General features: G+C 75.7%; 20 protein-coding genes. 14 read left to right on the forward strand and 6 right to left on the reverse strand.

Features of this window, described 5'->3' with window-relative positions; translation table 11 throughout:
* Window positions 1-179: 179 nt before the first annotated feature.
* Entirely contained in the window at window positions 180-1073 is an 894-nt protein-coding gene (locus tag GA0074696_RS18315) for a winged helix-turn-helix transcriptional regulator (RefSeq protein WP_088962227.1), read from the reverse strand.
* Between the two features lie 86 nt (window positions 1074-1159).
* On the opposite strand from GA0074696_RS18315, the gene GA0074696_RS18320 reads away from it, so the two are divergent.
* A complete protein-coding gene (locus tag GA0074696_RS18320) occupies window positions 1160-2422 on the forward strand; it encodes an MFS transporter (protein WP_088962228.1) in 1263 nt (420 codons plus the stop codon).
* Window positions 2423-2431: 9 nt separating this feature from the next.
* On the opposite strand, the gene GA0074696_RS18325 is transcribed toward GA0074696_RS18320, so the two are convergent.
* Window positions 2432-3505, reverse strand: coding sequence for a DUF4037 domain-containing protein (locus GA0074696_RS18325; protein WP_088962229.1), 1074 nt, complete (start codon window positions 3503-3505; stop codon window positions 2432-2434).
* A gap of 107 nt (window positions 3506-3612) precedes the next feature.
* On the opposite strand from GA0074696_RS18325, the gene GA0074696_RS18330 reads away from it, so the two are divergent.
* Together GA0074696_RS18330 and GA0074696_RS18335 are read left to right on the forward strand one after the other, a co-directional pair.
* On the forward strand, window positions 3613-3831 hold the full coding sequence (locus GA0074696_RS18330; RefSeq protein ID WP_231925063.1) for a hypothetical protein: 219 nt from the start codon (window positions 3613-3615) through the stop codon (window positions 3829-3831).
* A gap of 98 nt (window positions 3832-3929) precedes the next feature.
* Entirely contained in the window at window positions 3930-4850 is a 921-nt protein-coding gene (locus tag GA0074696_RS18335; RefSeq protein WP_088962231.1) for a 5'-3' exonuclease, read from the forward strand.
* 57 nt (window positions 4851-4907) lie between these two features.
* Here the strand turns inward: GA0074696_RS18335 and GA0074696_RS18340 are convergent, their stop codons facing one another.
* On the reverse strand, window positions 4908-7709 hold the full coding sequence (locus GA0074696_RS18340; protein ID WP_088962232.1) for a DEAD/DEAH box helicase: 2802 nt from the start codon (window positions 7707-7709) through the stop codon (window positions 4908-4910).
* Window positions 7710-7873: 164 nt separating this feature from the next.
* On the opposite strand from GA0074696_RS18340, the gene GA0074696_RS18345 reads away from it, so the two are divergent.
* From GA0074696_RS18345 to GA0074696_RS18355, 3 genes are all read left to right on the forward strand, one after another.
* A complete protein-coding gene (locus tag GA0074696_RS18345; protein ID WP_172894675.1) occupies window positions 7874-8560 on the forward strand; it encodes an HAD family hydrolase in 687 nt (228 codons plus the stop codon).
* Window positions 8561-8644: 84 nt separating this feature from the next.
* Window positions 8645-9346, forward strand: a complete 702-nt coding sequence (locus GA0074696_RS18350; RefSeq protein ID WP_197700742.1) for a TetR/AcrR family transcriptional regulator — start codon at window positions 8645-8647, stop codon at window positions 9344-9346.
* A gap of 334 nt (window positions 9347-9680) precedes the next feature.
* The gene (locus GA0074696_RS18355; protein WP_088962233.1) at window positions 9681-10676 is read left to right on the forward strand and encodes an EamA family transporter; all 996 of its coding nucleotides are present in this window, start codon (window positions 9681-9683) and stop codon (window positions 10674-10676) included.
* Here the strand turns inward: GA0074696_RS18355 and GA0074696_RS18360 are convergent.
* Both GA0074696_RS18360 and GA0074696_RS18365 read right to left on the reverse strand, forming a co-directional pair.
* The gene (locus GA0074696_RS18360) at window positions 10639-11565 is read right to left on the reverse strand and encodes a diacylglycerol kinase family protein (protein WP_088962234.1); all 927 of its coding nucleotides are present in this window, start codon (window positions 11563-11565) and stop codon (window positions 10639-10641) included. The two genes, GA0074696_RS18355 and GA0074696_RS18360, sit on opposite strands and share 38 nt — an antisense overlap.
* 59 nt (window positions 11566-11624) lie before the next feature.
* On the reverse strand, window positions 11625-12668 hold the full coding sequence (locus GA0074696_RS18365; RefSeq protein ID WP_088962235.1) for a zinc-dependent alcohol dehydrogenase family protein: 1044 nt from the start codon (window positions 12666-12668) through the stop codon (window positions 11625-11627).
* A gap of 268 nt (window positions 12669-12936) precedes the next feature.
* On the opposite strand from GA0074696_RS18365, the gene GA0074696_RS31425 reads away from it, so the two are divergent.
* The 6 genes from GA0074696_RS31425 to GA0074696_RS18390 all read left to right on the forward strand — a co-directional run bounded on the left by GA0074696_RS31425 (window position 12937) and on the right by GA0074696_RS18390 (window position 20387).
* Window positions 12937-13077 (forward strand): hypothetical protein, encoded by a 141-nt coding sequence (locus GA0074696_RS31425; protein ID WP_197700743.1) that lies wholly within the window; start codon window positions 12937-12939, stop codon window positions 13075-13077.
* Window positions 13074-13721, forward strand: coding sequence for an RNA ligase family protein (locus tag GA0074696_RS18370; protein WP_197700744.1), 648 nt, complete (start codon window positions 13074-13076; stop codon window positions 13719-13721). The genes GA0074696_RS31425 and GA0074696_RS18370 overlap by 4 nt, the downstream gene beginning before the upstream one ends.
* Window positions 13722-13951: 230 nt before the next feature.
* Entirely contained in the window at window positions 13952-14497 is a 546-nt protein-coding gene (locus GA0074696_RS18375; protein WP_088962236.1) for a hypothetical protein, read from the forward strand.
* On the forward strand, window positions 14490-17261 hold the full coding sequence (locus GA0074696_RS18380; RefSeq protein ID WP_088962237.1) for a M48 family metalloprotease: 2772 nt from the start codon (window positions 14490-14492) through the stop codon (window positions 17259-17261). Before GA0074696_RS18375 ends, GA0074696_RS18380 begins: the two co-directional genes overlap by 8 nt.
* 32 nt (window positions 17262-17293) lie before the next feature.
* Window positions 17294-18637 (forward strand): carbohydrate-binding protein, encoded by a 1344-nt coding sequence (locus GA0074696_RS18385; RefSeq protein ID WP_088962238.1) that lies wholly within the window; start codon window positions 17294-17296, stop codon window positions 18635-18637.
* A 295-nt stretch (window positions 18638-18932) separates the two neighbouring features.
* Window positions 18933-20387 carry a cellulase family glycosylhydrolase gene (locus GA0074696_RS18390; RefSeq protein ID WP_088962239.1) on the forward strand — a complete coding sequence of 485 codons (1455 nt, stop codon included), beginning with the start codon at window positions 18933-18935 and terminating at the stop codon, window positions 20385-20387.
* Window positions 20388-20477: 90 nt separating this feature from the next.
* On the opposite strand, the gene GA0074696_RS18395 is transcribed toward GA0074696_RS18390, so the two are convergent.
* Window positions 20478-22136 carry an FAD-binding dehydrogenase gene (locus GA0074696_RS18395; RefSeq protein ID WP_088962240.1) on the reverse strand — a complete coding sequence of 553 codons (1659 nt, stop codon included), beginning with the start codon at window positions 22134-22136 and terminating at the stop codon, window positions 20478-20480.
* 100 nt (window positions 22137-22236) lie between these two features.
* On the opposite strand from GA0074696_RS18395, the gene GA0074696_RS18400 reads away from it, so the two are divergent.
* Window positions 22237-23460 (forward strand): PucR family transcriptional regulator, encoded by a 1224-nt coding sequence (locus GA0074696_RS18400; protein ID WP_157746004.1) that lies wholly within the window; start codon window positions 22237-22239, stop codon window positions 23458-23460.
* Window positions 23461-23492: 32 nt separating this feature from the next.
* The gene (locus tag GA0074696_RS18405) at window positions 23493-25124 is read left to right on the forward strand and encodes a copper resistance CopC/CopD family protein (RefSeq protein WP_231925064.1); all 1632 of its coding nucleotides are present in this window, start codon (window positions 23493-23495) and stop codon (window positions 25122-25124) included.
* The last annotated feature ends 38 nt before the right edge of the window (window positions 25125-25162 follow it).

The raw sequence follows: 25162 nt of genomic DNA on the forward strand, positions 1-25162 counted from the left end.
TCGACCACCACTCGCCCCCATCGCCGAGCCGCCGGGCACGGGCGGAGCCGTCCCGGCGACAACATCAACCGCGCAAGTATGCCCATTGGGCGAGCGGCCCGCATGGGAGAGCGAACCGGGGTGAGCTGGGCCGGGGTGGCGGGGACGGAGCTGGGCGGGTGCGCTCGGGCGTACCCGGGTCAGTGCGGCGACGGGCGCCCGCACGACTGATGGACCAGCTCCACCATCTCCGCCACCGAGCCGGCCGGGTCGGTCACCGGGAACTGCACCGCGCGGACCACGGCATCGGGGTCGACCAGCAGGGTGAGCCGCTTGAACCGGTCCACCCCGCCGGCCCGGAACGTCGGCAGCAGCAGCCCCGCCGCGAGCCGCCCGTCCTGGTCGGACAGGAGCGGGTACGGCAGCCGGGCGTACCCGGCGAAGGCCCGCAACTGGTCCGGGCGCTGGGTGCTCACGCCCCGCACCTCGGCGCCGGCGGCCCGGATGAGCTCGTGCCGGTCGGCGTACGTGCGGGCCTCCAGCGTGCACCCGACGGCACCGGGGATGTCCCCCCAGCCCGGCGGAAGTCCCTGGTCGCCAGGGGCGAACGCGCCGGGGAAGAGGTAGAGCACCGTCCAGCGGCCCGGCACGGCCGCCGGCTCGTCGCCGCCGTCGTGCCGGGGCAGCGTGACCGCCGGCAGCCGGCGGCCGACGAGCTGGCGCACCCGGCGGGCCTCGGCGGAGTCGGCGCGTGCGGTCGCGGTGAGGGCCCCGTCGCCCATCACGTGCCGGCTGCCCCAGTCCTGCAGGGCGACCAGCACCGGCAGCAGTCCCTCCCCCTTCGGGGTGAGCAGGTAGTCGTGGCGCGGCGGGTGGTCCGAGTACGCCTCCCGGCGCAGCACCCCGTGCTCGACCAGCGCGGCGAGTCGTTCGGTCAGCGCCCGGCGGCTGACCCCCAGCTCGCGCTGGAGCGCGTCGAAGCGGGTGGTGCCGCCGGCGACGTCGCGCACGATCAGGAACGTCCACCAGTCGCCCAGCACGCCGAGGGCCTGGGCGATGCCGCAGTCGGCGTCGGCGAGGTCCGTCCGCCTCATCCCACCCACCCCCTCGCTCGGTCCGCCGTCGACTATAGTCCGTTCCAGATTGGAACTCACTGGCTCGGGGACGGGGGTTGACGGTCATGACCGTCGAGCAGGGAGCCGGAGTGTTCTGGCGCTGGTGGGCCGCCGGCACGACCAGCCTGGTCGGGTCGGCGGTCGGCGGGGTGGCGCTGCCGCTGACCGCGCTGACCGTGCTGGACGCGACCGCCTTCGAGATGGGCCTGGTCGCCGCCGCCGGCTACGTGGCCTGGCTGGTGATCGGGCTGCCCGCCGGGGTCATCGTGCAGCGGTTGCCGCTGCGCGGCGCGCAGGTCGGCGCCGACCTGGCCCGCGCCGTCGCGGTGGCGTCCATCCCGCTGGCCTGGTGGTGGGGATGGCTGACCGTCGCCCAACTGGTCGTGGTGGCGCTGGTGGTCAGCTTCGCCAACGTGCTCTTCGACGTCGCCAACTCCACCTTCCTGCCGGCCATCGTCGGCCGCGAGCAGCTGCACGCCCGCAACAGCCTGACCTCGGCCACGCACGCCGCCACCCAGCTCAGCGGTCCCGCGCTGGGCGGGCTCGCGGTGCAGGCCCTCGGCGCGGTGCCGACGGTGCTGGTCGACGCGGCCAGCTACCTCGTCTCCGCGGCGCTGCTGCGCTCGCTGCCGGCCCGCCGCGCGGACGCACCCGACCGGTGGCCCCCGATCCGCCAGATGATCGGCGAGGGCTGGCGGTACGTGACCCGCCACCCGGTGATGGGCCCGACCATGTGGACCGCCACCGCGGTGAACTTCGTCTGCGGGGCGCAGCTCGCGGTCTACCCGCTCTACCTCGTCCGCGAGCTGCACGCCCCGGCCGTGCTGGTCGGCGTGCTGCTCGCCGTGGAGGGCGTCGGGTCGCTGGTGGGCGCCGCGCTGACCCCCTGGATCACCGGCCGGTGGGGCACCGCCCGGTCGGTCCTGGTCGCCTGCGTGGTCTCCGTCGCCGGCGCGTTCGTCGTCCCGCTCGGGGTCGGCTGGCCGGCGTACCTGGCGTTCGCCGTCGGCAACGTGGTCTTCGCCGGCAGCGTGGTGGTGCTCAGCGTGACCACCCGCACCTACCGGCAGACGGCCAGCCCGCCCGAGCTGCTCTCCCGGGTGATGGCCACCGTCCGCTTCGTCTCCTGGGGCGCGATCCCCGTCGGCGGGCTGGTCGCCGGCGCTCTCGCCGGTGTCGTCGGCGCGCGGGGCACCCTGTTCGTCTTCGCCGCCGCCGCGGTGTGCGCGCCGCTGGCCCTGCTCCGCTCGCCCGTACGCCGGCTGCGGGACTTCACCGACCTGCGGGTGGACGGCGTCGATCGCCGGGAGGTCCTCGGCGCTCGGTGACGGGGGGGGTCAGCGCAGCGGCAGGGCCGCCGCGAGCCGGCGGACCCGCTCCGGGTGGGTGAGCACGTCCACGTTGTCGACGTACTGGTCGACGGCGCCGACCGGCGGACGCCCGCGCAGCGCCGGGTCACCGATCGCGGCGCGCAACGCGGTGGCGAACCGGCCGGCGTCCAGCACCAGGAACGGCCGGCCGTGGAAGGGCCGCACCCGGGGGTCGACCGGCGCGGCGAGGCCCATGCCGTTCGTCCAGTCCGCGAGGGTCTCCAGGGCCCGGCCGAGCCCGGCCTCCCGCGCCGTCCAGCCGGCCGGCCCGAGGGCGTCGGTCAACGCGGCCACCACCGGCGGCGCCTGCGGCAGCTGGGCGAAGACGGTGCCGAGCCACTTGTCGTACGGGGGCCAGCGGCGGTGCAGCAGCAGCCCGAGGCGCATCAGGTCGCGGGCCAACCCGGCGGTGACCATTCGGCTGCCCAGCTCGTCGCCGACCTCGGCGCACCGCCCGGCCAGGTGCTCGCACTGGCCGATCCGGGTCCAGGCGGCGCTCAGAACGTGGCGCCACACGTCGTCCGGGTACCAGGCCAGCCGGGCCCGGGCAGCGCGCAGCGCCCCGCCGAGCCCGTCATGGAAGACCGCCCCGCCGGTCAGCTCGGCCAGTCGCTGGCTCGGCAGCGACAGCCAGTCCTCCGTGGTGATCCCGGCGGCCGGGTCGAAACCGAGCCGGCCCCGTAGCCAGCCGCCGAGTTCGTCCACGCCGACCCCGTGTCGGTCACCGGCCGCGTCCACCACCCCCAGGCGGGTGCCGGGACCGCCGACGAACCGGGTCGGCCAGCCCAGGAACTGCGCCGGCAGGCCGACGTCCAGCGCGGCTCGGACCGGCGCGACGTCTGCGGCGTCGGCGACGAAGAGTTGGGCCCGCGGACCCCAGTCGTGGTCGGTGGAGCGGGGCGTGTCCAGCCCGAGCAGTTCCGAGCCGCCGTCGAGCAGGCCGGCGGCATAGGCCAACCCGGGACAGCGCCGCGCCAGCAGCGGCGCGAGGATCTCATCGTGGAACCTGCGGCAGAGCGTCAGGCCGGGTACGAACGCCATGCCGGCAGTCTGCCGGTGCGGGCCCGGGCCGCCACCGGATTACCGGCCCGCCTGCCGGTCGCCGCCGATAACCTGGACCGGAGGTGACGGATGGGAAGGTGGGGACGGTGACGCAGGAGCGCGCAGCGGCACGGCGTCGCCGGATGCTCGCGGCCGGCATCCTCGCCGTGCTCGGGCTGGCGCTGCTCGGGCTCGGCCTGACCGTCGCCGACGGCGTCCTCGCCGGCGTCGAGGTGGTGCTGGCGATCGTGCTGCTGCTGGCCAGCTACGCCCTGCAGTACGTGGCCCGTCGCGAGACGCTCTACCGCCACGACGACGAGCGGTGAGCCACGGCGGGACGGCGCGGGCCCGGACCGGAGCCGACCAGGCCGGCGCGGCACGCCAGGTCCCCACCCCGTCGTAGGGCTGTGACAGGCTGTCGGGCGTGGCACAGCGACCCCCGATCCTGCTGATCGACGCGCCGAGTCTCTACTTCCGGGCCTACTTCGGCATTCCCGAGTCGGTCGCGAAGACCGAGGACGGCCAGCCGGTCAACGCCGTCCGCGGCTTCCTCGACATGCTCGCCCAACTGGTGCGCACCCGCCGCCCCGACCGGATGGTCTGCGCACTGGACCACGACTGGCGGCCGGCCTGGCGGGTGGAGCTGCTGCCGTCGTACAAGGCGCACCGGGTGGCGCCGCAGGGCGGCGAGGTGGTGCCGGACACCCTCTCCCCGCAGGTGCCGATGATCCTGGAGGTGCTGGAGGCGATCGGCATCACCGCGGTCGGCGCGACCGGCTACGAGGCCGACGACGTGCTCGGCACGCTGTCGGTGACCCAGGACGCGCCGGTGGAGGTGGTCTCCGGCGACCGCGACCTGTTCCAGCTCGTCGACGACGGGCGCGGGGTGCGGCTGCTCTACATCGGGCGGGGCGTGGCCAAGCTGGACGACTGCGACGACGCGGCGGTCCGCGCCCGCTACGGGGTGCCCGCCGACCGGTACGCCGACTTCGCCGCGCTGCGCGGCGACCCGAGCGACGGGCTGCCCGGCGTGCCCGGGGTGGGTGAGAAGACGGCCGCCCGGCTGATCGAGCGGTACGGCGGCCTCGCCGGCATCCTCGCCGCGCTGGACGAGCCCGGTTCCGGCTTCGCGCCGGGGCTGCGCACCAAGCTGGACGCGGCCCGGGGCTACCTGGCCGTCGCGCCGAAGGTGGTGGAGGTGGCCCGGGACGTACCGCTGCCGGCGCTGCCCACCGCGTTGCCGACGGCGCCCGCGCAGCCGGAACGGCTGCTGGAGCTGGCGCAGCGGTGGAACCTGGCCGGCTCCTGCCGGCGACTGGTCGACGCCCTCGCCGACCGGCCCTGACCACCGCCGGGGCGGCCGGCGGGGCGGGCCCGGACGGGCGACGGACGCCGCGGGTTCTCAGGTGGAGAAGTGGTATGCCAGCACGCCGCGGTTGACCGCGGCGATCGCCTGCCGCGCGGTGGACCGCAGGTCGGCCGAGGCGCCACCGGAGTCGGCGAGCTGACCGAGCAGGTCGACGACCTGCCGGGACCAGCGCACGAAGTCGCCGGCGGGCATCTCCCCGTCGATCTCGTGCCCGCTGGCCAGCACCTTGGCCAGGGCCTCGCCCCGGGCCCAGCGGTAGATCGGCCAGGCGAAGCCGAGGTCCGGCTCACGGGTGACGGTGAGACCCCGGCCGGCCTCGTCGGCCTCGATCTCCCCCCACAGCTTGAGCGTCTCGTCGACCGCGTCGGCGACCGGGCCGCGGGGCAGTCCGGCCCGCTCGTCGACGTCGCGGCGGGCCTCGAAGACGACCACCGAGACGGCGGCGGCCAGCTCGGCCGGGGAGAGCCCGTCCCAGACGCCCCGACGCAGGCACTCGGCGACCAGCAGGTCGGCCTCGGTCCAGATCCGGCCGAGCATCCGGCCGGCGTCGGTCACCCCGCCGTCGGCGGAGAGGTAGCCCCGGGCGGTGAGCAGCGCGACGATCCGGTCGAACGTGCGGGCCAGCGAGCCGGTCCGGCCGGCCACCCGCTGGCGCAGCTCCTCGGTGTCCTTCTCCAGCCGGCGGCTCCGCTCCGCCCAGCGGGCGTGCTCCTCCCGGTCCGGGCAGCCGTGGCAGGGGTGGTTACGCAGCTCGGTGCGGAGCTGGCTGAGCCGGTGGTCCTCGCCGGCGGCCTGCCGGGAGCGGCCGCCGCGGCGACCGCCGTGCCGGTCCAGGCCGGTGCCGCTGACCTCGGCGGCGAGGTCGCGCCGGGCGCCCGGGGAGCGGTGGTTGAAGTTCTTGGGCACCCGGATGCGGGCGAGCACCTCCGCCGGGGTGGTGAAGTCGCCGGGGCTGACCCGGCCGGCCCAGCGGTCCTGGGTGAGCACCAGCGGGCGCGGCTCGCCGAAGCCGCCGGTGGCCGGGTCGAGGACGACGGCGAGCCCGGCCCGCCGGCCCGCCGGCACCCGGATCACGTCGCCGACCCGCAGCCGCTCCAGGGAGGCGACCGCCGCCGCCTTGCGCTGGGTCTGCCCCTGCCGGGCGATGGCCCGCTCGCGGTCGGCGATCGCCACCCGCAGCGCGAAGTACTCGTCGAAGTCGCCGTGGTGGCAGGCGGCCTCCACGCCGTACGCCTCGATGGTCTCGGTGTTGCGCTGCACCTGCCGGGCCAGGCCGACCACCGACCGGTCCGCCTGGAACTGCGCGAACGACGACTCCAGCAGCGCCCGGGCGGGCTCCGCGCCCACCGTGCCGACCAGGTTGACCGCCATGTTGTACGACGGCCGGAAGCTGGAGCGCAGCGGGTACGTCCGGGTGGAGGCGAGACCGGCGACGTGCCGCGGGTCGGTCTCCGGGGACCACACCACGACGGCGTGCCCCTCGACGTCGATGCCGCGCCGGCCGGCCCGGCCGGTGAGCTGCGTGTACTCCCCCGGCGTCAGGTCGACGTGCGCCTCGCCGTTGAACTTGACCAGCCGTTCCAGCACCACGCAGCGGGCCGGCATGTTGATGCCCAGCGCGAGGGTCTCGGTGGCGAAGACCGCCTTGACCAGGCCGCGGACGAACAGCTCCTCGACGACCTCCTTGAACACCGGCAGCATGCCGGCGTGGTGCGCGGCCAGGCCGCGCTCCAGCCCGTCCAGCCACTCCCAGTAGCCCAGCACCGTCAGGTCCTCGCCGGGGATGGCGGTGACCCGGGACTCGACCACCCGGCGGATCTCGGCGCGCTCCTCGGGCGAGGTGAGGCGCAGCCCGGCGGCGAGGCACTGCTGCACGGCGGCGGCGCAGCCGGCGCGGCTGAAGATGAACAGGATCGCCGGGAGCAGCCCTTCGCGGTCGAGCCGGTCGACGATGTCCGGCCGCATCGGACCGCGCCAGCGGGGACCGCGCCGGCCGGCCCCGGGGCCGGCGCTGCGCCCCTCGCCCAGCTCCAGGCGGCGCACCGTGTCGCGGGTGTAGCGCAGCAGCTCCGGGTGCACGTCGTGCTTGCGGGCCGCGTCCGCGTCGTGGAACAGGTCGAACATCCGCTTGCCGACCAGCATGTGCTGCCACAGCGGCACCGGCCGGTGCTCGCTGACCACCACCGCGGTCTCGCCGCGCACGGTGACCAGCCAGTCGGCGAACTCCTCGGCGTTGGAGACGGTGGCCGACAGCGAGACCAGGGTGACCGAGGCGGGCAGGTGGATGATCACCTCTTCCCAGACCCCGCCGCGGAACCGGTCGGCGAGGTAGTGCACCTCGTCCATCACCACGTAGGCCAGGCCTTCCAGGGTGGCCGAGCCGGCGTAGAGCATGTTGCGCAGCACCTCGGTGGTCATCACCACCACGGGGGCGTCGCCGTTGATCGCGTTGTCGCCGGTGAGCAGGCCGACCTGCTCCGCGCCGTACCGGTCGACGAGGTCGTGGTACTTCTGGTTGGACAGCGCCTTGATCGGCGTGGTGTAGAAGCACTTGCGCCGGGCGGGCGGCTGCTCGCCGCCGTCGGCCGCCGGCGGCCGCGCGGGCGTCCCCCGCAGGGCCAGGTGTACGGCGAACTCGCCGACCACGGTCTTGCCGGCGCCGGTCGGAGCGCAGACGAGTACGCCGCTTCCCCGTTCCAGGGCCTGGCACGCCTCGCGCTGGAAGTCGTCGAGATCGAACCCCAGATCGAGGGCGAACTCGTCCAGCGCCGGGAACTGAGAGGCCTGCGCGGCCCGGCGGCGCGCCGCGGCGTACCGCTCTGCGGGGCTCGACATGTCCTCAAGATTAGTGCGTACTCCGCACGGCTACCTGGCAAGGCCGTCCGGTGGGGTGGTCGGCGGGGGTCGGTAGGGTGCACGACGTGCCGGATCATGCCCAACCGCCCCATGTCCCGAGCGGCGCCGACGACGCCGTCCGCCCGGGTCCGCCCCGCCGCGCCGTGGAGGCGGTCCTGTTCGACTTCCACGGCACCCTGGCCCAGGTGGAGGAGCCCCGCGAGTGGGTACTCCAGGCGGCTGCCGCCTGCGGGGTGACGCTGGAGCGGATGCGGGCCACCGCGCTGGCCGACCGGCTGCTGACCGCGGGTCGGGCGGGCGGGCCGATGCCGGCGCGGGTGCCGCCGCGGCTGGCCGAGCTCTGGGCCGACCGGGACCTCTACCCGTACGCGCACCGGGGGGCCTACACCGGGCTGGCCGAGACGGTGGACGCCGGCATCGAGGGCTTCGCCGAGGCGCTCTACGAGCGGCTGCTGGTCCCGGAGGGCTGGGTGCCCTATCCGGGCGTCGAGGCCACCCTGGGCGCGCTGCACAAGGCGGGGGTGAAGGTGGCGGTGGTGAGCAACATCGGCTTCGACCTCCGGCCGCTCTTCGCCGCCTGGGGTCTCGACGGGCTGATCGACGCGTACGCCCTGTCGTACGAGGTGGGGCGCTGCAAGCCGGACCCGGGGATCTTCCTGCGCGCCTGCGGGATGCTGGGCGTGGACCCGGAGCGGACGCTGATGGTGGGCGACACCCCGGCCGACGCCGGCGCGGTCAACGCCGGCTGCTCGGTGCTGGTGCTGCCCTGCGCCGATCCGGGCCGGGAGAACGGCCTCGGCGCCGTGCTCGACCTGGCGCTGCGCGACTGACCTGCGGCGATATATCAGCGCTAACAGGGTCTTGATAATCACGTTAGCATCGGCCGCTAACGCCGAGAGGTTATCGTCGCTATCGTGACCGAGACGTCGGCCCGGGACCGGATCGTGCGGGCCGCCGCCGCGCTGCTCGCCGAGGGCGGTCGGGCGGCGGTCTCCACCCGCGCGGTGAGCCGCGCCGCCGGGGTGCAGGCCCCCACCATCTACCGCCAGTTCGGCGACCTGCGCGGCCTGCTCGACGCCGCCGCCAGCTACGGCTTCGCCGCGCACCTGCACGCGCAGGCCGCCCGCGAGCCGGCCGACGACCCGGTGGACGACCTGCGCCGGGGCTGGGACATGCACGTCGGGTTCGGCGTGGCCAACCCGGCCTTCCACACCCTGATGTACGGCGATCCGCGCCCCGGTGCGCGCCCCACCGCCGCCCGGGTGGCCGCCGACATCTTCCGCCAGCTCGTCGTGCGGGTGGCCGAGTCGGGGCGGCTGCGCGTCGACGTGGACCGGGCGGCCGAGATGGTCCACGCGGCCAGCTGCGGCGTCACCCTCACCCTGATCCAGGGCGGCGATCCGGGCCTGTCGGTCGCCACTCGGGAGGCGGTCGTCACGGCGACCTGCGCCGACAGCCCCGCCGCCCGCGCCGTCCGCCCACCCGACCGGCCGGTCCGCCACGCCGTCGCGCTGCGGGCGGCGCTGCCGCAACTGGCCGGCGACCTCACCCCGGCCGAGCGGGCGCTGCTCGCCGAGTGGCTGGACCGGCTGGCCGGCGCCGACCGGCCAGCCTGATCCGTCCGGCGGCCTGGCGGTGCTCGCGGCGGCGGTGAACCGCCGTCCCGGCGGGGACGGCGGCGCGGCCGGCGGGGATGATCCACTCCGTTCCGGCGGTCTGGCGGTGTTCGCAGCGGCGGTAGACCGCCATTCCGGCGAGACGGCGGCGCCGCACCGGCGAGCATGATCCACTCCAGAACCGAGGCGTGGCGGTGTTTGAGGGCGCGGGAAACCGCCAGGAAAGCGAGATGAAGAGCCAGCGGACCGGCGAGCGCCACCGCCGGCGTGTGGGTGTGCACGCCATGGGCCACCGGCTGCGGGCTCACCGGGTGGGCGCACTAGCGTCGCGGGAATGGACTCCCAGGCCCGCCCGTCGACGCCCGCCCGCATCCTGCGACGCTGGGGAACCGGCCAGGTGGGGGCGGTCGGGCTGGTGCTCGGCGGCGCACTGTCGGTGCACTTCGGCTCGGCGGTCGCCGCGCTGCTCTTCCCCCGGGCCGGGGTGGCCGGCACGGTCACGCTGCGGCTGACCATCGGCGCGCTGCTCATGCTGCTGGTGTGCCGGCCCCGGCTGCGGGGCTACGGCCGGGGCGACTGGGCGTCGGTGGTCCTGTTCGGGCTCGCCCTGGCCGGCATGAACTCGGTTTTCTACCAGGCCATCGAGCGGATCCCGCTGGGGCCGGCGGTGACCCTGGAGGTGCTCGGGCCGCTCACCCTGTCGGTGCTGACCGCCCACCGGTGGACCGCGTGGTGCTGGGCCGGCCTGGCGCTGGCCGGGGTGGCGCTGCTCGGCCAGGGCGGGTTCGACCGGCTGAACCCGGTCGGCGCCGGCCTGGCGCTGGGCGCGGGGGCGCTCTGGGCGGCGTACATCGTCTGCTCGGCCCGGGTCGGCGGCCGGTTCCCCCGGGCCGACGGGCTGGCCCTGGCCATGACGGTCGCGGCCCTGCTCACCCTGCCGTTCGGGCTGGCCGACGGCGGGACGCGGCTGTGGCACCCGGCCGTGCTGGCGCTCGGCGCCGGGCTGGCGCTGCTCGCCTCGGTGCTGCCCTACACCCTCGAACTGCTGGCGCTGCGCCGGCTGGCCACCTCGACCTTCGCGGTGCTGATGAGCCTCGGCCCGGCGCTCGCCGCGCTCGCCGGTTGGCTGGTCCTCGGGCAGGACCTGCACCTGATGGAGGTGCTCGCCATCGCCCTGGTCGTCGCCGCCAGCATCGGAGCCGTGCGGGCCGGCACGCCGCGCACCGCCGACCGACCGGAGGGCCCGGCCGCCGCGCCGGCCGGCCCGGTGGGCACCGGCACGGACATCCAGCTCAGCGCAGCAACCGCACCGCCGCCGGCACGGCGGTGATCCGCACCGGCAGGTCGAGGGAGCGTTCCCCGTCGGCGTACGTGGTGATGCCCTCGGCGGCCAGCTCCACCGTGCGGGCCCGGTAGCTGCGCACCAGCGGGTGCGTCACGTGGGTGCCCTGGTAGATGCGCGGCTTGACCCGCATCAGGGTGCGCCGGTCGAACCGCCCGCCGACCACCACGTCCAGCAGCCCGTCGGTGGGGTCGGCGTCCGGGCAGATCCGCATCCCGCCGCCGTAGCTGGCGCCGTTGCCGACCGCCACCAGCACCGCGTCCAGCTCGTGCACGTCGCCGTCCAGGCGCAGCGTGTAGCGGCGCGGGCGCAGCCGGGCCAGCTCGATCAGGATCGCCAGGTTGTAGCGGCGGGGGCCGCGCGGCCAGCGCATCCGGTTGGCCCGCTCGTTGACGATCGCGTCGAAGCCGGCGGCGAGCACCGCCCCGTACCAGCGGTCGCCGCCGTCCGTCCCGGTCATCCGGGCCAGGTCGACCGGCCGGGTGCGCCCCTCGCGCAGCGCGGCGACGATCACCTCGACCGCGCCCAGCGGGTCGGCCGGGAAGCCGCTGTCGGCCGCGAAGTCGTTGCCGGTACCGGCCGGGACCGGGCCGAACGGCACCGCGGTACCGGCGACCGCCTGCAACGCCCGGTGGACGGTGCCGTCGCCACCGACGGCGATCAGCGCGCCCGCGCCGCCGGCGACCGCGGCGTGGCACGCCGCCTCCGCCTCGGCCGGGGTACCCGCGGTCAGCAGCTCGACCGGGCGGCCGGCGGTGGCCAGCCGCTCCAGCAGGGCGGGCAGCAGGTCACGGTGCCGGCCCCGGCCCGCGGTGGGGTTGGCGAGCACGGCCACGGGGCCGGTCGGAAAGTGATCGTCTGCGGTCACGGCGAGCACCGTACGGTACGGCGGACGCCGCCCACCAGGGGCGGCGTCGTCACCGTCGGTGGTGGCGCTCAGAAGGTGATGCGGACCTTCAGCGCGGTGCGCTCGTCCATCGCCCGGTAGCCGTCGGGCACCCCGTCGAGGGTGACGGTCCGGTCGAAGACCGGCGACGGGTCGATGGTGCCGTCGAGCACGTCGGCGAGCAGCTCCGGGAGGTAGGCGCGGGCCGGGGCGACCCCGCCGCCCAGGGCGACGTTGCGGCCGAACATCTGGCCGATGTCCACGCCGGCGCTGCCCCCGTGCGGCACCCCGACGTAGCCGACCGCGCCACCGTCGCGGGCGATCGAGATAGCCGTACGCATCGACTCCTCGGTGCCGACGGCCTCCAGCACGGCGTGCGCGCCCTGGCCCTTGGTGAGTTCCCGGACGGCGGCGACCGCCGCGTCGCCCCGCTCGGCGACCACGTCGGTGGCGCCGAACGCCCGGGCGATGTCGGTGCGGGCGGTGTGCCGGCCCAGCGCGATGATCTGCTCGGCACCGAGCCGCCGGGCGGCCAGCACCCCGCAGAGCCCCACCGCGCCGTCGCCGACGACCGCGACGGTGGCGCCGGGGCGGACCCGGGCGGCGAGCGCCGCGTGGTGGCCGGTGGACATCACGTCCGACAGTGCCAGCAGCGCGGTGAGCAGCCGCTCGTCGCCGGCGGCCTCGGCGGGGAGCTTCACCAGGGTGCCGTCGGCGTACGGGACGCGGACGGCCTCGCCCTGCCCCCCGTCCGAGCCCGGCTCGCCCCAGAACCCGCCGTGCGGGCAGGAGGTGTGCAGGCCCTCGCGGCAGAAGTCGCAGACCCCGTCGGACCAGACGAACGGGGCGACCACCAGGTCACCGACGCGCACCGAGGTCACCTCGGCGCCGGTGGCCTCCACCACGCCCAGGAACTCGTGACCGATGCGCTGCCCCGGCTGGCGGCTGGCCACCCCCCGGTACGCCCACAGGTCGCTGCCGCAGATGCAGGCGGTGACCACCCGGACGACCGCGTCGGTCCGGTGGCGAACGGCGGCGTCGGGGACCTCCTCGACGCGGATGTCGTTCGGGCCGTGGATCACGGTGGCGCGCATGTGACCGTCCTTCGGGGGATCGACAGTGATCGGGGCAGGCAGCCGCTCCGGGCGGGCGGCGACGAGCCCGGGACGACGGTAGACCGGCACCGGGGGCACGGCCCAGACGGTGCGGGGCCGGGGTGGCGGGCCTCACCCCGTACCCCGCGCGGCGCCGGCGCGGTCGGCAGGCGCCCGGCGGGCGGAAAAGGGTGGGCGCCGGCGGAACGGCCTTCGATACGCTGCGGCCCGCCGCCGGGCGTCGGCGGCGTCACGGGGAGGAACGCCAGTGCCGAGTTTCGACATCCGCAGCGCCGACCTGCGCGCGGTCAACTCGATGACCAAGTACCCGTCGATCCCGACGTACCACGCGCTCGACCCCGGGACGGCGGGCTGCGCGAGGAGGTCGTCGAGTTCACCGGGCCGGTGACCCTGACCGAGAAGGTAGACGGCACGAACAGCCGGATCATCCTCACCCCGGACGGGCGGTACCTGATCGGCAGCCGCGAGGAACTGCTGCACGCCCGGGGCGACCTGATCGCCAACCCGGCGTTGGGCATCGTCGAGGCGCTGCGCGGGCTGGCCGAGCGGCTGTGCGCGGACGCCCCCGCCGACCGGTTCACCGTTTACTACCTGGAGGTGTACGGCGGCAAGGTGACCGGCGCGTCGAAGCACTACACCGACAGCCGCCGGGTCGGCCACCGGCTCTTCGACATCGCCGAGTTCGACGGGTACGCCGACCTGCTGGCCCGGTCGCCGGAACAGCTCGCCGGCTGGCGCGACGGCGGCGGCCAGCGCTGGCTCGACGAGCGGGAACTGCTCACCCGGGCCGAGGCGTACGGGCTGGCGACGGTTCCCCGACCGGCCACGGTGGACGCCGCCGAGCTGCCCCGCGACCTGGACAAGACGTACGCGTTCCTGACCGACCACCTGCCGCACACGCTGGTGGCGCTCGACGGCGTACCCGGCCGGTCGGAGGGTCTGGTGCTGCGCGACGCCGACCGGTCGGTGATCGCCAAGGCCCGCTTCCAGGACTACGAGCGGTCCCGCCGCCGCCGCTCCGGCGGCCGCTGACCCCACCCCCGGTGGTGGCCCGCCGCCCGCCTCGGTGATCAAGAAGTTTGCGTCAGGTCCGGGGCCGATTCCGACGCAAACTTCTTGATCACTGCGGGGACGGCGGGTGCGCCGGAGGTGGGGAGGTGACGGATGGTGACTGTCTGATTGCTGATCGCGGTCTTCGGGGGCGGCTTCTAACGTGACCGCGGAGCGCGCGGCGACCCGACAGGCCGGGAGGCACGATCACCATGAACCCGACCAGGCAGGTCTCGGGCGGCGGGACGGAGGAGGACCTCGTCCGGCTGGCGATCCGGGCGGTGGCCCCCGACGAGGAGCCGCTGATGGTGTTCCTGCAACCGGCGTACCGGCGTGACCCCGACCGCTGGCGCGACGACCCTCGTGACCTGGTGCGGGTGAGCGGCGGCGAGGCCGGCGGAGGCGGGTTCCACGAGAACGTCGAGCCGCTGCTGCCGTACGTCATGGTGCTGACCGGCGTCGCGCTCACCGCGCTGCGTGACGCGGCGCAGGGCCAGGCCACCGACGCGGTGCGCGGCGGCCTGCGCCGGCTCGGCCGGCGGTGGCGGGTCCGTCGCTCGGGCGCCGAGGCGCCGGCGCTGCCGGCGGTGCGGCTGCGCCCCGGGCAGGTGCTGCGCATCGAGGAGGCGGTCACCGCCGCCGCCCGCGACCCGCGCTGGGCGCTCACCGACGACCAGGTGGCGCTGCTGCGCGCCGCGGTGCGGGACGCGTTCGTCGCGCGGTTCGGGGTGGACGGCGGGAACGCCGACGGTGCGTGAGGCGACGTCGTACCGCGCCGGCCACGCCGCGCTGACCCCGCCGCTGCCCTCGCCGGCCCTGGGCCGCTTCGTCGCCGTGGTGACCGCGGTCGTCGGGACGAGCATGTTCGGCTGGCAGACGGTGCTCATCGACGCCGCGCTCACCCGGGAACGGGCCGAGTGCGTCGGCGGGCTGCGCCGGTTTCCGCCGCCGGTCGACGTGCGCGCCGGCACGGTCAACGAGGAGTCGGCCGCAGCGGTGCAGCGGTGCCTCGGCACCCTGCACGCCGACGTGGTGCGTCAGATGCTCGTCGGGCTGGCGGTGCTGACGGCCGTGACGGCGGCGATCTACCTGGCCGCGCCGTGGTGCGAACGCCGGTGGCGCGACCTGCGCCGGCTGGACCGGGTGCCGGGCACCGAGGCGTTGCGGGCGGACCTGGCCGCCCTGGTCCGCGAGGTGGGGCTGCGTCGGCCGCCGACGTTCGTGGTGTCGAGGTCGGCACGGGTCAGCGGCAACACCTTCGGCACGGTCGGAGTCCGGTACGTCCGGCTCGACCTGGGGCTCGTGCACGCCCACCGGACGGCGCCCGGGGTGTTCCGGACGGTCGTCCTGCACGAACTCGCCCACCTGCGCAACGCGGACGTGGACCTGACCCGGCTGACGATCGCGTTGGCATGGGCCTTCCCGCTGGGTGTGCTTGCCCCCGTCGCGGTCAACTACGCCGGCGCCGTACCGGCCGCGCACCTGCTCGGCGACGCCTGGCGGTTGGCGGTGTTCGCGCTGGTGGTGCAGGTGTCGGCCTGGTCGGTGCTGCGGGCCCGGGAGTTCGCCGCCGACGCCCGGCTGACCGGGGTGGACGCGGCGACCGCCCGGGCGATGCTCGCGGCCGACCGCACCCGCGCCGGACGCTGGTCCCGCCTCGCCGCCGTGTTCCGGTTCCAGCCGCTGGCCGGGGCCCGCGCCGACGAGCTGGCCCGCCCGGCGCGCCGGGTCGCCGCCCGCCCGATCGAGGCGCTGGGGGCCGGCCTGGCGGCCGGGATCGCCGCACCGCCGCTGCTGGACCTGATGTCGCAACTGCCGCGCACCCTGGGCGGCCCCGATCCCCTCACCGGCGGCGCGTTCCTCGTCGGCCTGCTGCTCGGCGCGCCGCTGGCCCTGGTCACCACCGGCGCGCTGTGGCGGTCGGCGTGGTGGGCGCGGCACGGCGGCGGCACGGCGTCCCGGGGTGGCCTGTTCGGCGCGGCGCTCGCCGCCGGGCTGCTCGTCGGCCGCCGGCTGGCCTGGTCCGCCGGGTACGCCAGCGACCGGCCGGCCTGGTGGGTCGAGCTGACCTGGGCCGTGCTCGGGGTCGCCGGTGGCGTCCTGCTCGGCCGCTGGGTCGCCCTCGGCGCTCGCGCGCACCTGCGCCGGGTCGCGGTGGGCGACGCGACCCGCACCCGCCTGGCGTGGGCCGGCGCCGCCGTGGCCACGACCGTGCTGGCCGCCGCCTTCGTGGCGTCGTTCCTGATCCTGGACGCGTGGTCGGCGGACTCGGAGGTGAGCATGCCGCGGGTGCTCGCGGCGCGGGAGGGCCACCCCGACCATGTCACCGCGCTCACCCTGCTGGACACCCTCGGCTGGTACGTCCGCGTGCTGGCCGACCAGGCGCCGTACCTGCTCGCGCTGCCGCTCGCCGCCGCGCTGTACCCGGTCCTGGCGAACCGGCACGCCACCCGGCGGGCGGTCCGGCTCGGCCTGGTCGCGGGGGTCGTCGGCGCGGCGGCGCTGCCGGCGGTGGCGACCGGCGTCGCGGTCGCGGTCCGGGACCCGGACCTCGGGCCGGCGGCGCTGCGGGGCCTGGTCGAGGGTCACACCCTGCTGCCCGTGACGCTGGTGGAGATGACCGTGGCGGTCGCGGCCGTGGCCGGCCGACGGCTGTCGGTCTGGCACGCCCTGCTCGCCGCCGGCACGGCGGGGCTGCTGTTGGCGCCGGTGCTGGTGGCCGTGACGGCGGCGCTGCCCTGCCTCGGCACCGCCGCCGACCTCGACTGTGTCCGGCCTCCCGAGCAGGTTCTCGTCGTCCGGTCGGTCAGTCACGCCCTTCTCGTCGCACCGGTCTTCGCGGCGCTCGCCGCGGCGCTCGGTGCCGCGGTGACGGCGGCGCTCGCCGTGGCGGCGCGCGCCCGGCACCGGCGCTGGCTGCTGGCCGGGGCCGCCGTCGTGGTGCTGCTCGGCGCGTCCGGGGCGGTCGCCGGCGCGCACCGCGGGTCGGGGCGCGCGGCGGTGACCGGACAGGACGGCTGCCTGGTCGGGGTGTGGCGGCTCACCGCCGGCCGCTACCACGTCCCGGTCGCCGCCGACTCGCCGCTGGGCACGCTGGCCGGGCTGCGACAGGACGCGAGCGTGGACCTGGTCAGCGGCCCGGAGACCGGCTTCGCCAGCGCGTACCGGGTGGACGGCACCGCGACGGACCTGTTCGACCTGACCGTGGCCGAGGGTTCCCTCAACGGGCACACCGTGCGCAACGTCCGGCGGGGCACGCAACCGGTGGACCGCCGGGGTGGGGCGGTACCGGCAGCGCGACGGGGTGACCGCGGGCGACGTGAACCTGCTGCGGGTCGACGGCCGGGAGCTGGACATCAGCTCGGTGATGGCGGACTCGGCGGGCTCGTACCGCTGCGCCGGCGACCGGCTGGTGATCCGGCTGGCGGCCGACGACGGGTCGTGGGGCGAGGAGACCTTCGTCCGCAGCCGCGCCTGACAGGCCGACGCATCGCGGCATTTACATTTAACAAAGTTAACTGATAGCCTCCCGCGCATCGACGAGGAGGTATGTCATGCGACTCCGACCCGCACTCACCGCCCTGGCCGCCGGCGTGGCGCTGGCCACAGTCGCCGCCGCCCTGCCGACGACGCAGGGGCTCGCCGCGGCCATCACCGACGTCGCGGCCCTCGCCTGCACCGCGCCCGCCTGGGCCGAGGGCACCACCTACCCGGCGGGCAGCCAGGTCAGCTACGCGGGCCGGCGCTACGAGGCCCTGATGACCCACACGCCACCGCCGGGCGCCGGCTGGAACCCGGCCGCCACGCCGTCGCTGTGGCGGGACCTCGGCGCCTGCGACGGCGGCGGCACGCCCGCACCCACGCCGTCGCCCACCCGCACCTCGTCGCCCACCCCGACCCCGACGCCGACCGCGACGCCAACCACCCCGCCGCCCGGCACGCCGACCTGCGCGGTCAAGCCCCGACCGGCGGGCAAGGTGCTGCAGGGCTACTGGGAGAACTGGGACGGCGCCGCCAACGGCGTCCACCCGCCGCTGGGCTGGATCCCGATCACCGACCCGCGGATCACCGGACACGGCTACAACGTGGTCAACGCCGCCTTCCCGGTGATCCGCGCCGACGGCACCGTGCTCTGGGAGGACGGCATGGACGCCACCGTCAAGGTGCCCACCCCCGCCGAGATGTGCCAGGCGAAGGCGGCCGGCCTGACCATCCTGCTCTCGATCGGCGGCGCCACCGCCGGCATCGACCTCAGCTCGACGGCGGTCGCCGACCGGTTCGTCGCCACGGTGGTGCCGATCCTGAAAAAGTACAACTTCGACGGCATCGACATCGACATCGAGACCGGCCTGACCGGCAGCGGCGACATCAACCGGCTCTCCCCCTCCCAGGCGAACCTGATCCGGATCATCGACGGGGTGCTGGCCCAGATGCCGGCCGGCTTCGGCCTCACCATGGCCCCGGAGACCGCGTACGTCACCGGCGGCAGCGTCACCTACGGCTCCATCTGGGGCGCGTACCTGCCGATCGTGAAGCGGTACGCCGACAACGGCCGGCTCTGGTGGCTGAACATGCAGTACTACAACGGCAGCATGTACGGCTGCTCCGGCGACTCCTACCCGGCGGGCACGGTGCAGGGCTTCACCGCGCAGACCGACTGCCTCCACACCGGACTGGTCGTCCAGGGCACCACCATCCGCGTCCCGTACGACAAGCAGGTCCCCGGCCTACCGGCGCAGCCCGGTGCCGGCGGCGGACACCTGCCGCCGTCGTCGGTGGCGCAGGCGTGGAACGCCTACCGGGGCGGGCTGAAGGGGCTGATGACCTGGTCGCTGAACTGGGACGGCGCCAAGGGCTGGACCTTCGGCGACAACGTCCGGTCCCTGCAGGGCCGCTGAGATCCGCTCCCCCGGCCCCGCCCCCGCTCACCGGGGCGGGGCCGGCTCGCGCCCGCACCCGGCGGTCGGGCGGCCGGACCCGCGCCGGACACTTCGACGCATCGACATGTTGCGACGACGTTGCGGACGCCTCTAGGCTGTCATGGGAGCGCTCCCGAGCCTCGTCCGGGCATCGAGGCGACACCGGGCACCGCCCGGACGGGTGGGTGATGTGTGGGCACCACATCCATCCGGTCCACGGCCGGCCCGGGCACACCACCTCGCACCCGACCCCCGCACAGATTGAGACGGTCCCATGCAGAAGATCCCCCGCCCGACGCGGCGGCACCTGCTCGCCGCCGGTGCCGCGGCCGCCCTGACCATCGGCGCGTCGGCGTTCCTGCCGGTCGCCAACGCGATGGCGGCACCCGGCTGCGCCGTCACCTACACCACCACCTCCTGGACCGGCGGGTTCACCGCCAACATCACGATCAAGAACCTCGGGGACGCGGTCAACGGCTGGACCCTCGGCTTCAGCTTCCCGGACGCCGGGCAGCGGGTGGGGCAGGGCTGGTCGGCGACGTACCAGCAGAGCGGCCAGTCCGTCACCGCGCAGAGCCTGAGCTGGAACGGCTCCCTGGCCGGCGGGGCGTCCACCACCATCGGCTTCAACGGCACCTGGACGGGCAGCAACCCGGCGCCCACGTCGTTCACCCTCAACGGCACGACCTGCATCGGCGCGACGACCCCCGCCACCCCGCCGCCGACCACCACACCGCCGACCACGCCACCCCCGACCACGCCACCGCCGACCACGCCACTGCCCACCGGGCAGACGCCGGTGGCAATCAACGGTCAGCTCCGGGTCTGCGGGGTGAACCTGTGCAACCAGTACGGCCGGCCGATCCAGCTACGCGGCATGAGCACCCACGGCCTGCAGTGGTTCGCCCAGTGCTACGACGACGCGTCCCTCGACGCGCTCGCCACCGACTGGCACGCCGACCTGCTGCGGATCTCGATGTACGTGCAGGAGGGCGGCTACGAGACCAACCCGAGCGGCTTCACCGACCGGGTCAACACCCTGGTCGACGAGGCCGGTGAGCGGGGCCTGTACGCGCTGATCGACTTCCACACGCTGACCCCCGGCGACCCGATGTACAACCTGGACCGGGCCAAGACCTTCTTCGCCGCCGTCGCGGCCCGCAACGCCAACCGCACCAACGTCATCTACGAGATCGCCAACGAGCCCAACGGGGTCAGCTGGCAGACCATCAAGAACTACGCCGAGCAGGTCATCCCGGTGATCCGGGCCAACGACCCGGACGCGATCGTCGTCGTCGGCACCCGGGGCTGGTCCTCGCTGGGCGTGTCGGAGGGCGGCAACTCCACCGAGGTGATCAACAACCCGGTGAACGCCAGCAACGTGATGTACGCGTTCCACTTCTACGCCGCGTCGCACAAGGACAACTACCGGGCCGAGGTCGAGCGGGCCGCCGCCCGGCTGCCGCTGTTCGTCACCGAGTTCGGCACGGTCACCTACACCGGCGGCGGGGCCGTCGACGCGGGCAGCAGCACCACCTGGCTGGACCTGCTGGACCGGCTGAAGATCAGCTACGCCAACTGGACGTACTCCGACGCCGACGAGGCCAGCGCCGCCTTCAGGCCGGGCACCTGCTACGGCGGCACGTACGCCGGCACCGGCGTGCTCACCGAGTCCGGCGTCTTCATGCGCAATCGGATCCGTACCCCGGACAACTTCCCCACCAGCTGATCGAGCGACACCGGGCGGCGCCCGTCCCGACCGGGGCGGGCGCCGCCCGAGCGGTCGCGGGGCGGGCCGCCCCGCGACCGGCGTGACTCTCTAGGCGACGGCCGCCGCGGCGGCCCGCCCGGCCGTCCGCCCGGAGAAGAGGCAACCACCGAGGAAGGTGCCCTCCAGGGAGTTGTAGCCGTGCATGCCGCCGCCACCGAACCCGGCGACCTCGCCGGCGGCGTACACCCCGCCGAGCGGCTCGCCGTCCGGGCGCAGCACCCGGCCGGAGAGGTCGGTGTGCAGCCCGCCGAGGGTCTTGCGGGTCAGCACGTGCAGCTGGACGGCGATCAGCGGACCCGCCGCCGGGTCGAGCAGGCGGTGCGGCGTGGCGACCCGGATCAGCCGGTCGCCCCGGTACCGGCGGGCGCCCCGGACGGCGTGCAGCTGGGCGTCCTTGCCGAACGGGTGCGCGATGTCGCGGTCGCGCGCCTCGACCAGCCGGCGCAGCGGCGTGACGTCCAGCTGCGGGCCGCCGGTCTGGGCCGCCAACGCGTTCATCCCGTCGACCAGTTCCTCCAGGGTGTCGGCGACCACGAAGTCGGCGCCGTGGCGCTTGAACGCCTCGACCGGGCCGGGCGCGCCGGGACGGACCCGGTGCAGGACCTGCCGGACGCTGCGGTTGGTCAGGTCCGGGTTCTGCTCGGAGCCCGACAGCGCGAACTCCTTCTCGATGATTTTCTGAGTGAGCAGGAACCAGCTGTAGTCGTGGCCCGTGCTCCGCAGGTGCCGCAGGGTGGCGAGGGTGTCGAAGCCGGGGAACAGCGGCGCGGGCAGGCGCCGGCCGGTCGCGTCGAGCCACAGCGACGACGGGCCGGGCAGGATCCGGATGCCGTGGTCCGGCCAGACCGGGTCCCAGTTGCGCAGGCCCTCGGTGTAGTGCCACATCCGGTCCGGGTTGATCACCTGCCCGCCGGCGGCCTCGGTGATGGCCAGCATCCGGCCGTCGACGTGGGCGGGCACCCCGGCGACCATCCGGGTCGGCGGCGTGCCGAGCCGCGCCGGCCAGGCCCGCCGGACCAGGTCGTGGTTGCCGCCGATGCCGCCCGAGGTGATGATCACGGCCTGCGCGCCGTACGCGAAGTCGCCGACGGCCACCCGGGAGGTGCTGCGGCCGCGCGGGGCGTCGTCAGGTTCGAGCACCGTCCCGCGTACCCCGGTGACCACGCCGCCGGCGGTGACCAGCTCGTCGACCCGGTGCCGGAACAGCAGCCGTACCCGGCCGCGCGCGACGGCGTCCTGGACCCGCCGGGCGAACGGCTCGACCAGCCCCGGGCCGGTGCCCCAGGTGACGTGGAACCGGGGTACGGAGTTGCCGTGGCCGTCGGCCGCTCCCCCGCCCCGCTCGGCCCAGCTGACCACCGGGAAGAGCCGGTGGCCCATCCCCCGCAGCCAGGCCCGCTTCTCCCCGGCCGCGAAGTGCACGTACGCCTCGGCCCACCGGCGCGGCCAGTGGTCCTCGGGCCGGTCGAAGGCCGCGCTGCCCGTCCAGTCCTGCCAGGCCAGCTCGACCGAGTCGCGGATACCCATCCGCCGCTGCTCGGGCGAGTCCACCAGGAAGAGGCCGCCGAACGACCAGAACGCCTGCCCGCCGAGGTTCTGCGCGGGCTCCTGGTCGAGCAGCAGCACCCGCCGACCCGCGTCGGCGGCCTCGGCGGCGGCGACCAGGCCGGCCAGCCCGGCGCCGATCACGATGACATCCGTATCCATGCCACCGACGCTACGTACCAGATTGCCAAAATGGTGGCGGTCGACGCGCAAGATCCGGGGTAGGTTTTGTAACCCGGATGACAAAGTGAGGGGCGGAAGCGTGTCCGACGCGCTCATCGACATCGAGCCGGGGCTCGCCGCCCTCCCGCCGACGGTCGGCGGGCACCTCCGCGGGCTGCGGGCGCCCCTGCACGAGCGGATCCTCGCGACCGTCCGCGCGGCCATGCGGGCGCAGGGCCGGTCGCTGACCGGCGGACAGGGGCAGGGCCTCACCCTCGGCGTCGAGACCGCCGTCGACGCCTTCGTCGAGGCGGTCGCCGACCCGGGCCGCGACCTCGCCGCCACCCGGGCGGTGTTCCACGCCCTCGGCCGCACCGAGTACCGGGAGGGCCACCGGGTGGACGCGCTGCGCACCGTCCTCACCCTCGGCGCCCGGGACATCTGGGCCTTCCTGGTGGAGAACGCCGGCCCGGCCGGCCCGGCGCCGGGCGACCTGTACGTCATCGCCGGTGCGCTCTTCGGCTTCGCCGACGCCCTCGCCGGCGCGGCGGCGGAGGGGTTCCTCGACGAGCAGCGCGACGCCGCGCAGGACTGGGCGACCACCCGACGCCGGCTGATCACCCTGCTGGTGCAGCCCGAGACCCCGGCCGAGAGCGCGCTGCACGCGGCGGCCGACGCGGCCCGCTGGCCGCCGCCCCGCAGCGTCGCCGTGGTCAGCGTCGACGGCACCGACGCCGAGCACCTGGCGCGGTCCATCGGCGGGGGCGCGATCGCCACCGTCATCGACGACGCGGTACGGCTCGTCCTGCCCGACCCGGGCACGCCCGGGCGGCTGGCCCGCGCCCGGCAGGCGCTGACCGGCCGGCGGGCGGCGTTCGGGCCGACCGTCGAGCTGGGCCGGGCCCGGCTGTCGTACCGGCTCTCCCGACGCGCGCTGGCCCTGCAACACGACGGCGTGCTCCCGGCGGGGCCGCTCGGTTGCGACGAGCACCTGCTGACCCTGCTGATGGCGTGGGAGCCGGGCCTCGCCGACCGGCTGGCCGCCGTCGGGCTGGCCGCGTTGGACGGCGTGCGGCCCGCCGCCCGGCAGGCGCTGGCCGAGACGCTGCACAGCTGGCTGCGCCGGCAGGGGCAGGTGGTCGCCGTCGCCGAGGAGCTGCACACCCACCCGCAGACCGTGCGGTACCGGATGCGCCGGCTGCGTGAGCTGTTCGGCCCGGCGCTGGACGATCCCGACGCCCGGCTCGCCCTGCAACTCGCCCTCCGGCACCGGTTGAGCCGCCCGGCCGGTGACCACGGGTGGTCCGAGACCCGTCCGCGTTGAACCGTACGGCTGTCCGATCCGAACCACTGGTCGTGCGTACCCGAACCGCCGCGCTGCTGGGGCTGCTGCTCGCCCTGCTGTCCGTACCGCTGGCGCCGCCCGTCCCCGCCGCCGCCCACGCCGCGCTGGTCGCCACCAGCCCGGTACGCGACGCGGTGATCGGTTCCCCGCCGCGGGAGGTGGTGGTGACCTTCGGCGAGCCGGTGTCCCCCGTCGCGGGGCGGGTGCAGGTCCTCGGCCCGGACGGGCGGAAGGTCCACACGGGTGAGCCGGTGGTGCGCGGCGGTACCCTGCGCATCCCGGTCCGGGTGCCCGAGCGGCCGCTCGGCACCTACCTGGTCAGCTACCGGGTGATCTCGGCCGACAGCCATCCGGTGGCGGGCAGCTTCACCTACTCCGCCGGCGCCCCGTCGGCGACTCCCCCGCCGCCCGACGGTCGGACCCGGCCCAGCGGTGCGCTGGCGCCGGCCGCCCGGTACGTCGGCTACCTGGGGCTGGTGCTGGCCGTCGGTCCGGTGCTGCTGGCCGTCGGGATGTGGCCGCGCCGGCGCTCCCGCCGCCCGGCCCAGGTCGCCGCCGGGGCGGGCCTCGGCCTGGTCGTGGTGGCCACCGCCGGGCAGTGGGTGGCACAGGCCGCCGACATGGTGGGAGCGCCGGTCGGTGAGCTGTCCCCGGCCGACCTACGGGCGGTGGGCGCCAGCGCCGTCGGCCCGGTGTTGGGCGCCCGGCTGGCCCTGGTCGGCGTGGCCGCGGCGCTGCTGCCCGCCGTCGTGGCCGGCCGGTCGGGTCGGGGGCGGCGGGCCGCGCTGGCGGTGGTCGGCGTCGCCGCGCTGACCACCTGGCCGTTGGCCGGGCACCCGGTGGCCGCGCCGCTGCCGCCGGTCAGTGTCGCCGTCGGCGTGGTGCACCTGGCCGCGATGGCGGTCTGGTCGGGCGGGCTGCTCACCCTGGTGGCGTTCCTGCTGCCCGGCCTGCACGAGCGGGTGCGCGCCCGCGTCCTGCCCGCCTGGTCCCGGCTGGCCACCGTCGCGGTGTGCTGGCTGGTCGCCAGCGGCGTCGCCCAGGCCGCGGTCGAGCTCGGCCGGCCCACCGCGCTGCTCGACACGACGTACGGGCGGCTGCTGTGCGGCAAGGCCGCTCTGCTCGCCGTGGTGCTGGCGGTCGCCGCCGGGCAGCGACGCCTGGTGCGCCGGGGGCTGGCGGCGGGCCGGCCGGGCCGGGTCAGCCGGGCGGCGGGGGTCGAGCTGGCCGCCACCGCGGTGGTGCTGGCTCTCGGCGCCGTGCTGGTGCAGACGCCGCCGGGCCGCACGGCCGGCACCGAGGCCGCCCGGGCCAGCCGGGTGGGGGTCGCCCAGACGCTGACCAGCGGCCTGTACACCTTGCAGTTCGACGTCTACCCGGTGCGGGTCGGGACGCCGAACTCCCTGCACGCCTACGTCTACACGCCGCAGGGCCAGGCGCTGCCGGTCGTGGAGTGGACGGTCAGTCTGGCCCTGCCGGCGGCCGGCGTGGAACCGGTCCGGGTGCCGGTCGACACGCCGGAACCGCACCACGCCAGTGCGGAGGTCACCTTCCCGGTCCGCGGCGAGTGGACGCTGCGGTTCACCGTCCGGACCAGCGACGTCGACCAGGCCACCGTCACCGCCACCGTGCCCGTCGGCTGAGGCACCGCCGGGCCGGCGGGCCGGCCCGCACCCGGCGC

The organism is Micromonospora purpureochromogenes (assembly GCF_900091515.1).
GTDB lineage: Bacteria > Actinomycetota > Actinomycetes > Mycobacteriales > Micromonosporaceae > Micromonospora > Micromonospora purpureochromogenes.

Bases quoted from the DNA above. Each gene is read 5' to 3' on its own strand.
- GA0074696_RS18325 (WP_088962229.1), bottom strand. From the start codon at position 3,505: ATGGCGTTCGTACCCGGCCTGACGCTCTGCCGCAGGTTCCACGATGAG.
- GA0074696_RS18390 (WP_088962239.1), top strand. From the start codon at position 18,933: ATGCAGAAGATCCCCCGCCCGACGCGGCGGCACCTGCTCGCCGCCGGT.
- GA0074696_RS18385 (WP_088962238.1), top strand. From the start codon at position 17,294: ATGCGACTCCGACCCGCACTCACCGCCCTGGCCGCCGGCGTGGCGCTG.
- GA0074696_RS18365 (WP_088962235.1), bottom strand. From the start codon at position 12,668: ATGCGCGCCACCGTGATCCACGGCCCGAACGACATCCGCGTCGAGGAG.
- GA0074696_RS18375 (WP_088962236.1), top strand. From the start codon at position 13,952: ATGAACCCGACCAGGCAGGTCTCGGGCGGCGGGACGGAGGAGGACCTC.
- GA0074696_RS18340 (WP_088962232.1), bottom strand. From the start codon at position 7,709: ATGTCGAGCCCCGCAGAGCGGTACGCCGCGGCGCGCCGCCGGGCCGCG.
- GA0074696_RS18355 (WP_088962233.1), top strand. From the start codon at position 9,681: ATGGACTCCCAGGCCCGCCCGTCGACGCCCGCCCGCATCCTGCGACGC.
- GA0074696_RS18395 (WP_088962240.1), bottom strand. From the start codon at position 22,136: ATGGATACGGATGTCATCGTGATCGGCGCCGGGCTGGCCGGCCTGGTC.
- GA0074696_RS18320 (WP_088962228.1), top strand. From the start codon at position 1,160: ATGACCGTCGAGCAGGGAGCCGGAGTGTTCTGGCGCTGGTGGGCCGCC.
- GA0074696_RS18315 (WP_088962227.1), bottom strand. From the start codon at position 1,073: ATGAGGCGGACGGACCTCGCCGACGCCGACTGCGGCATCGCCCAGGCC.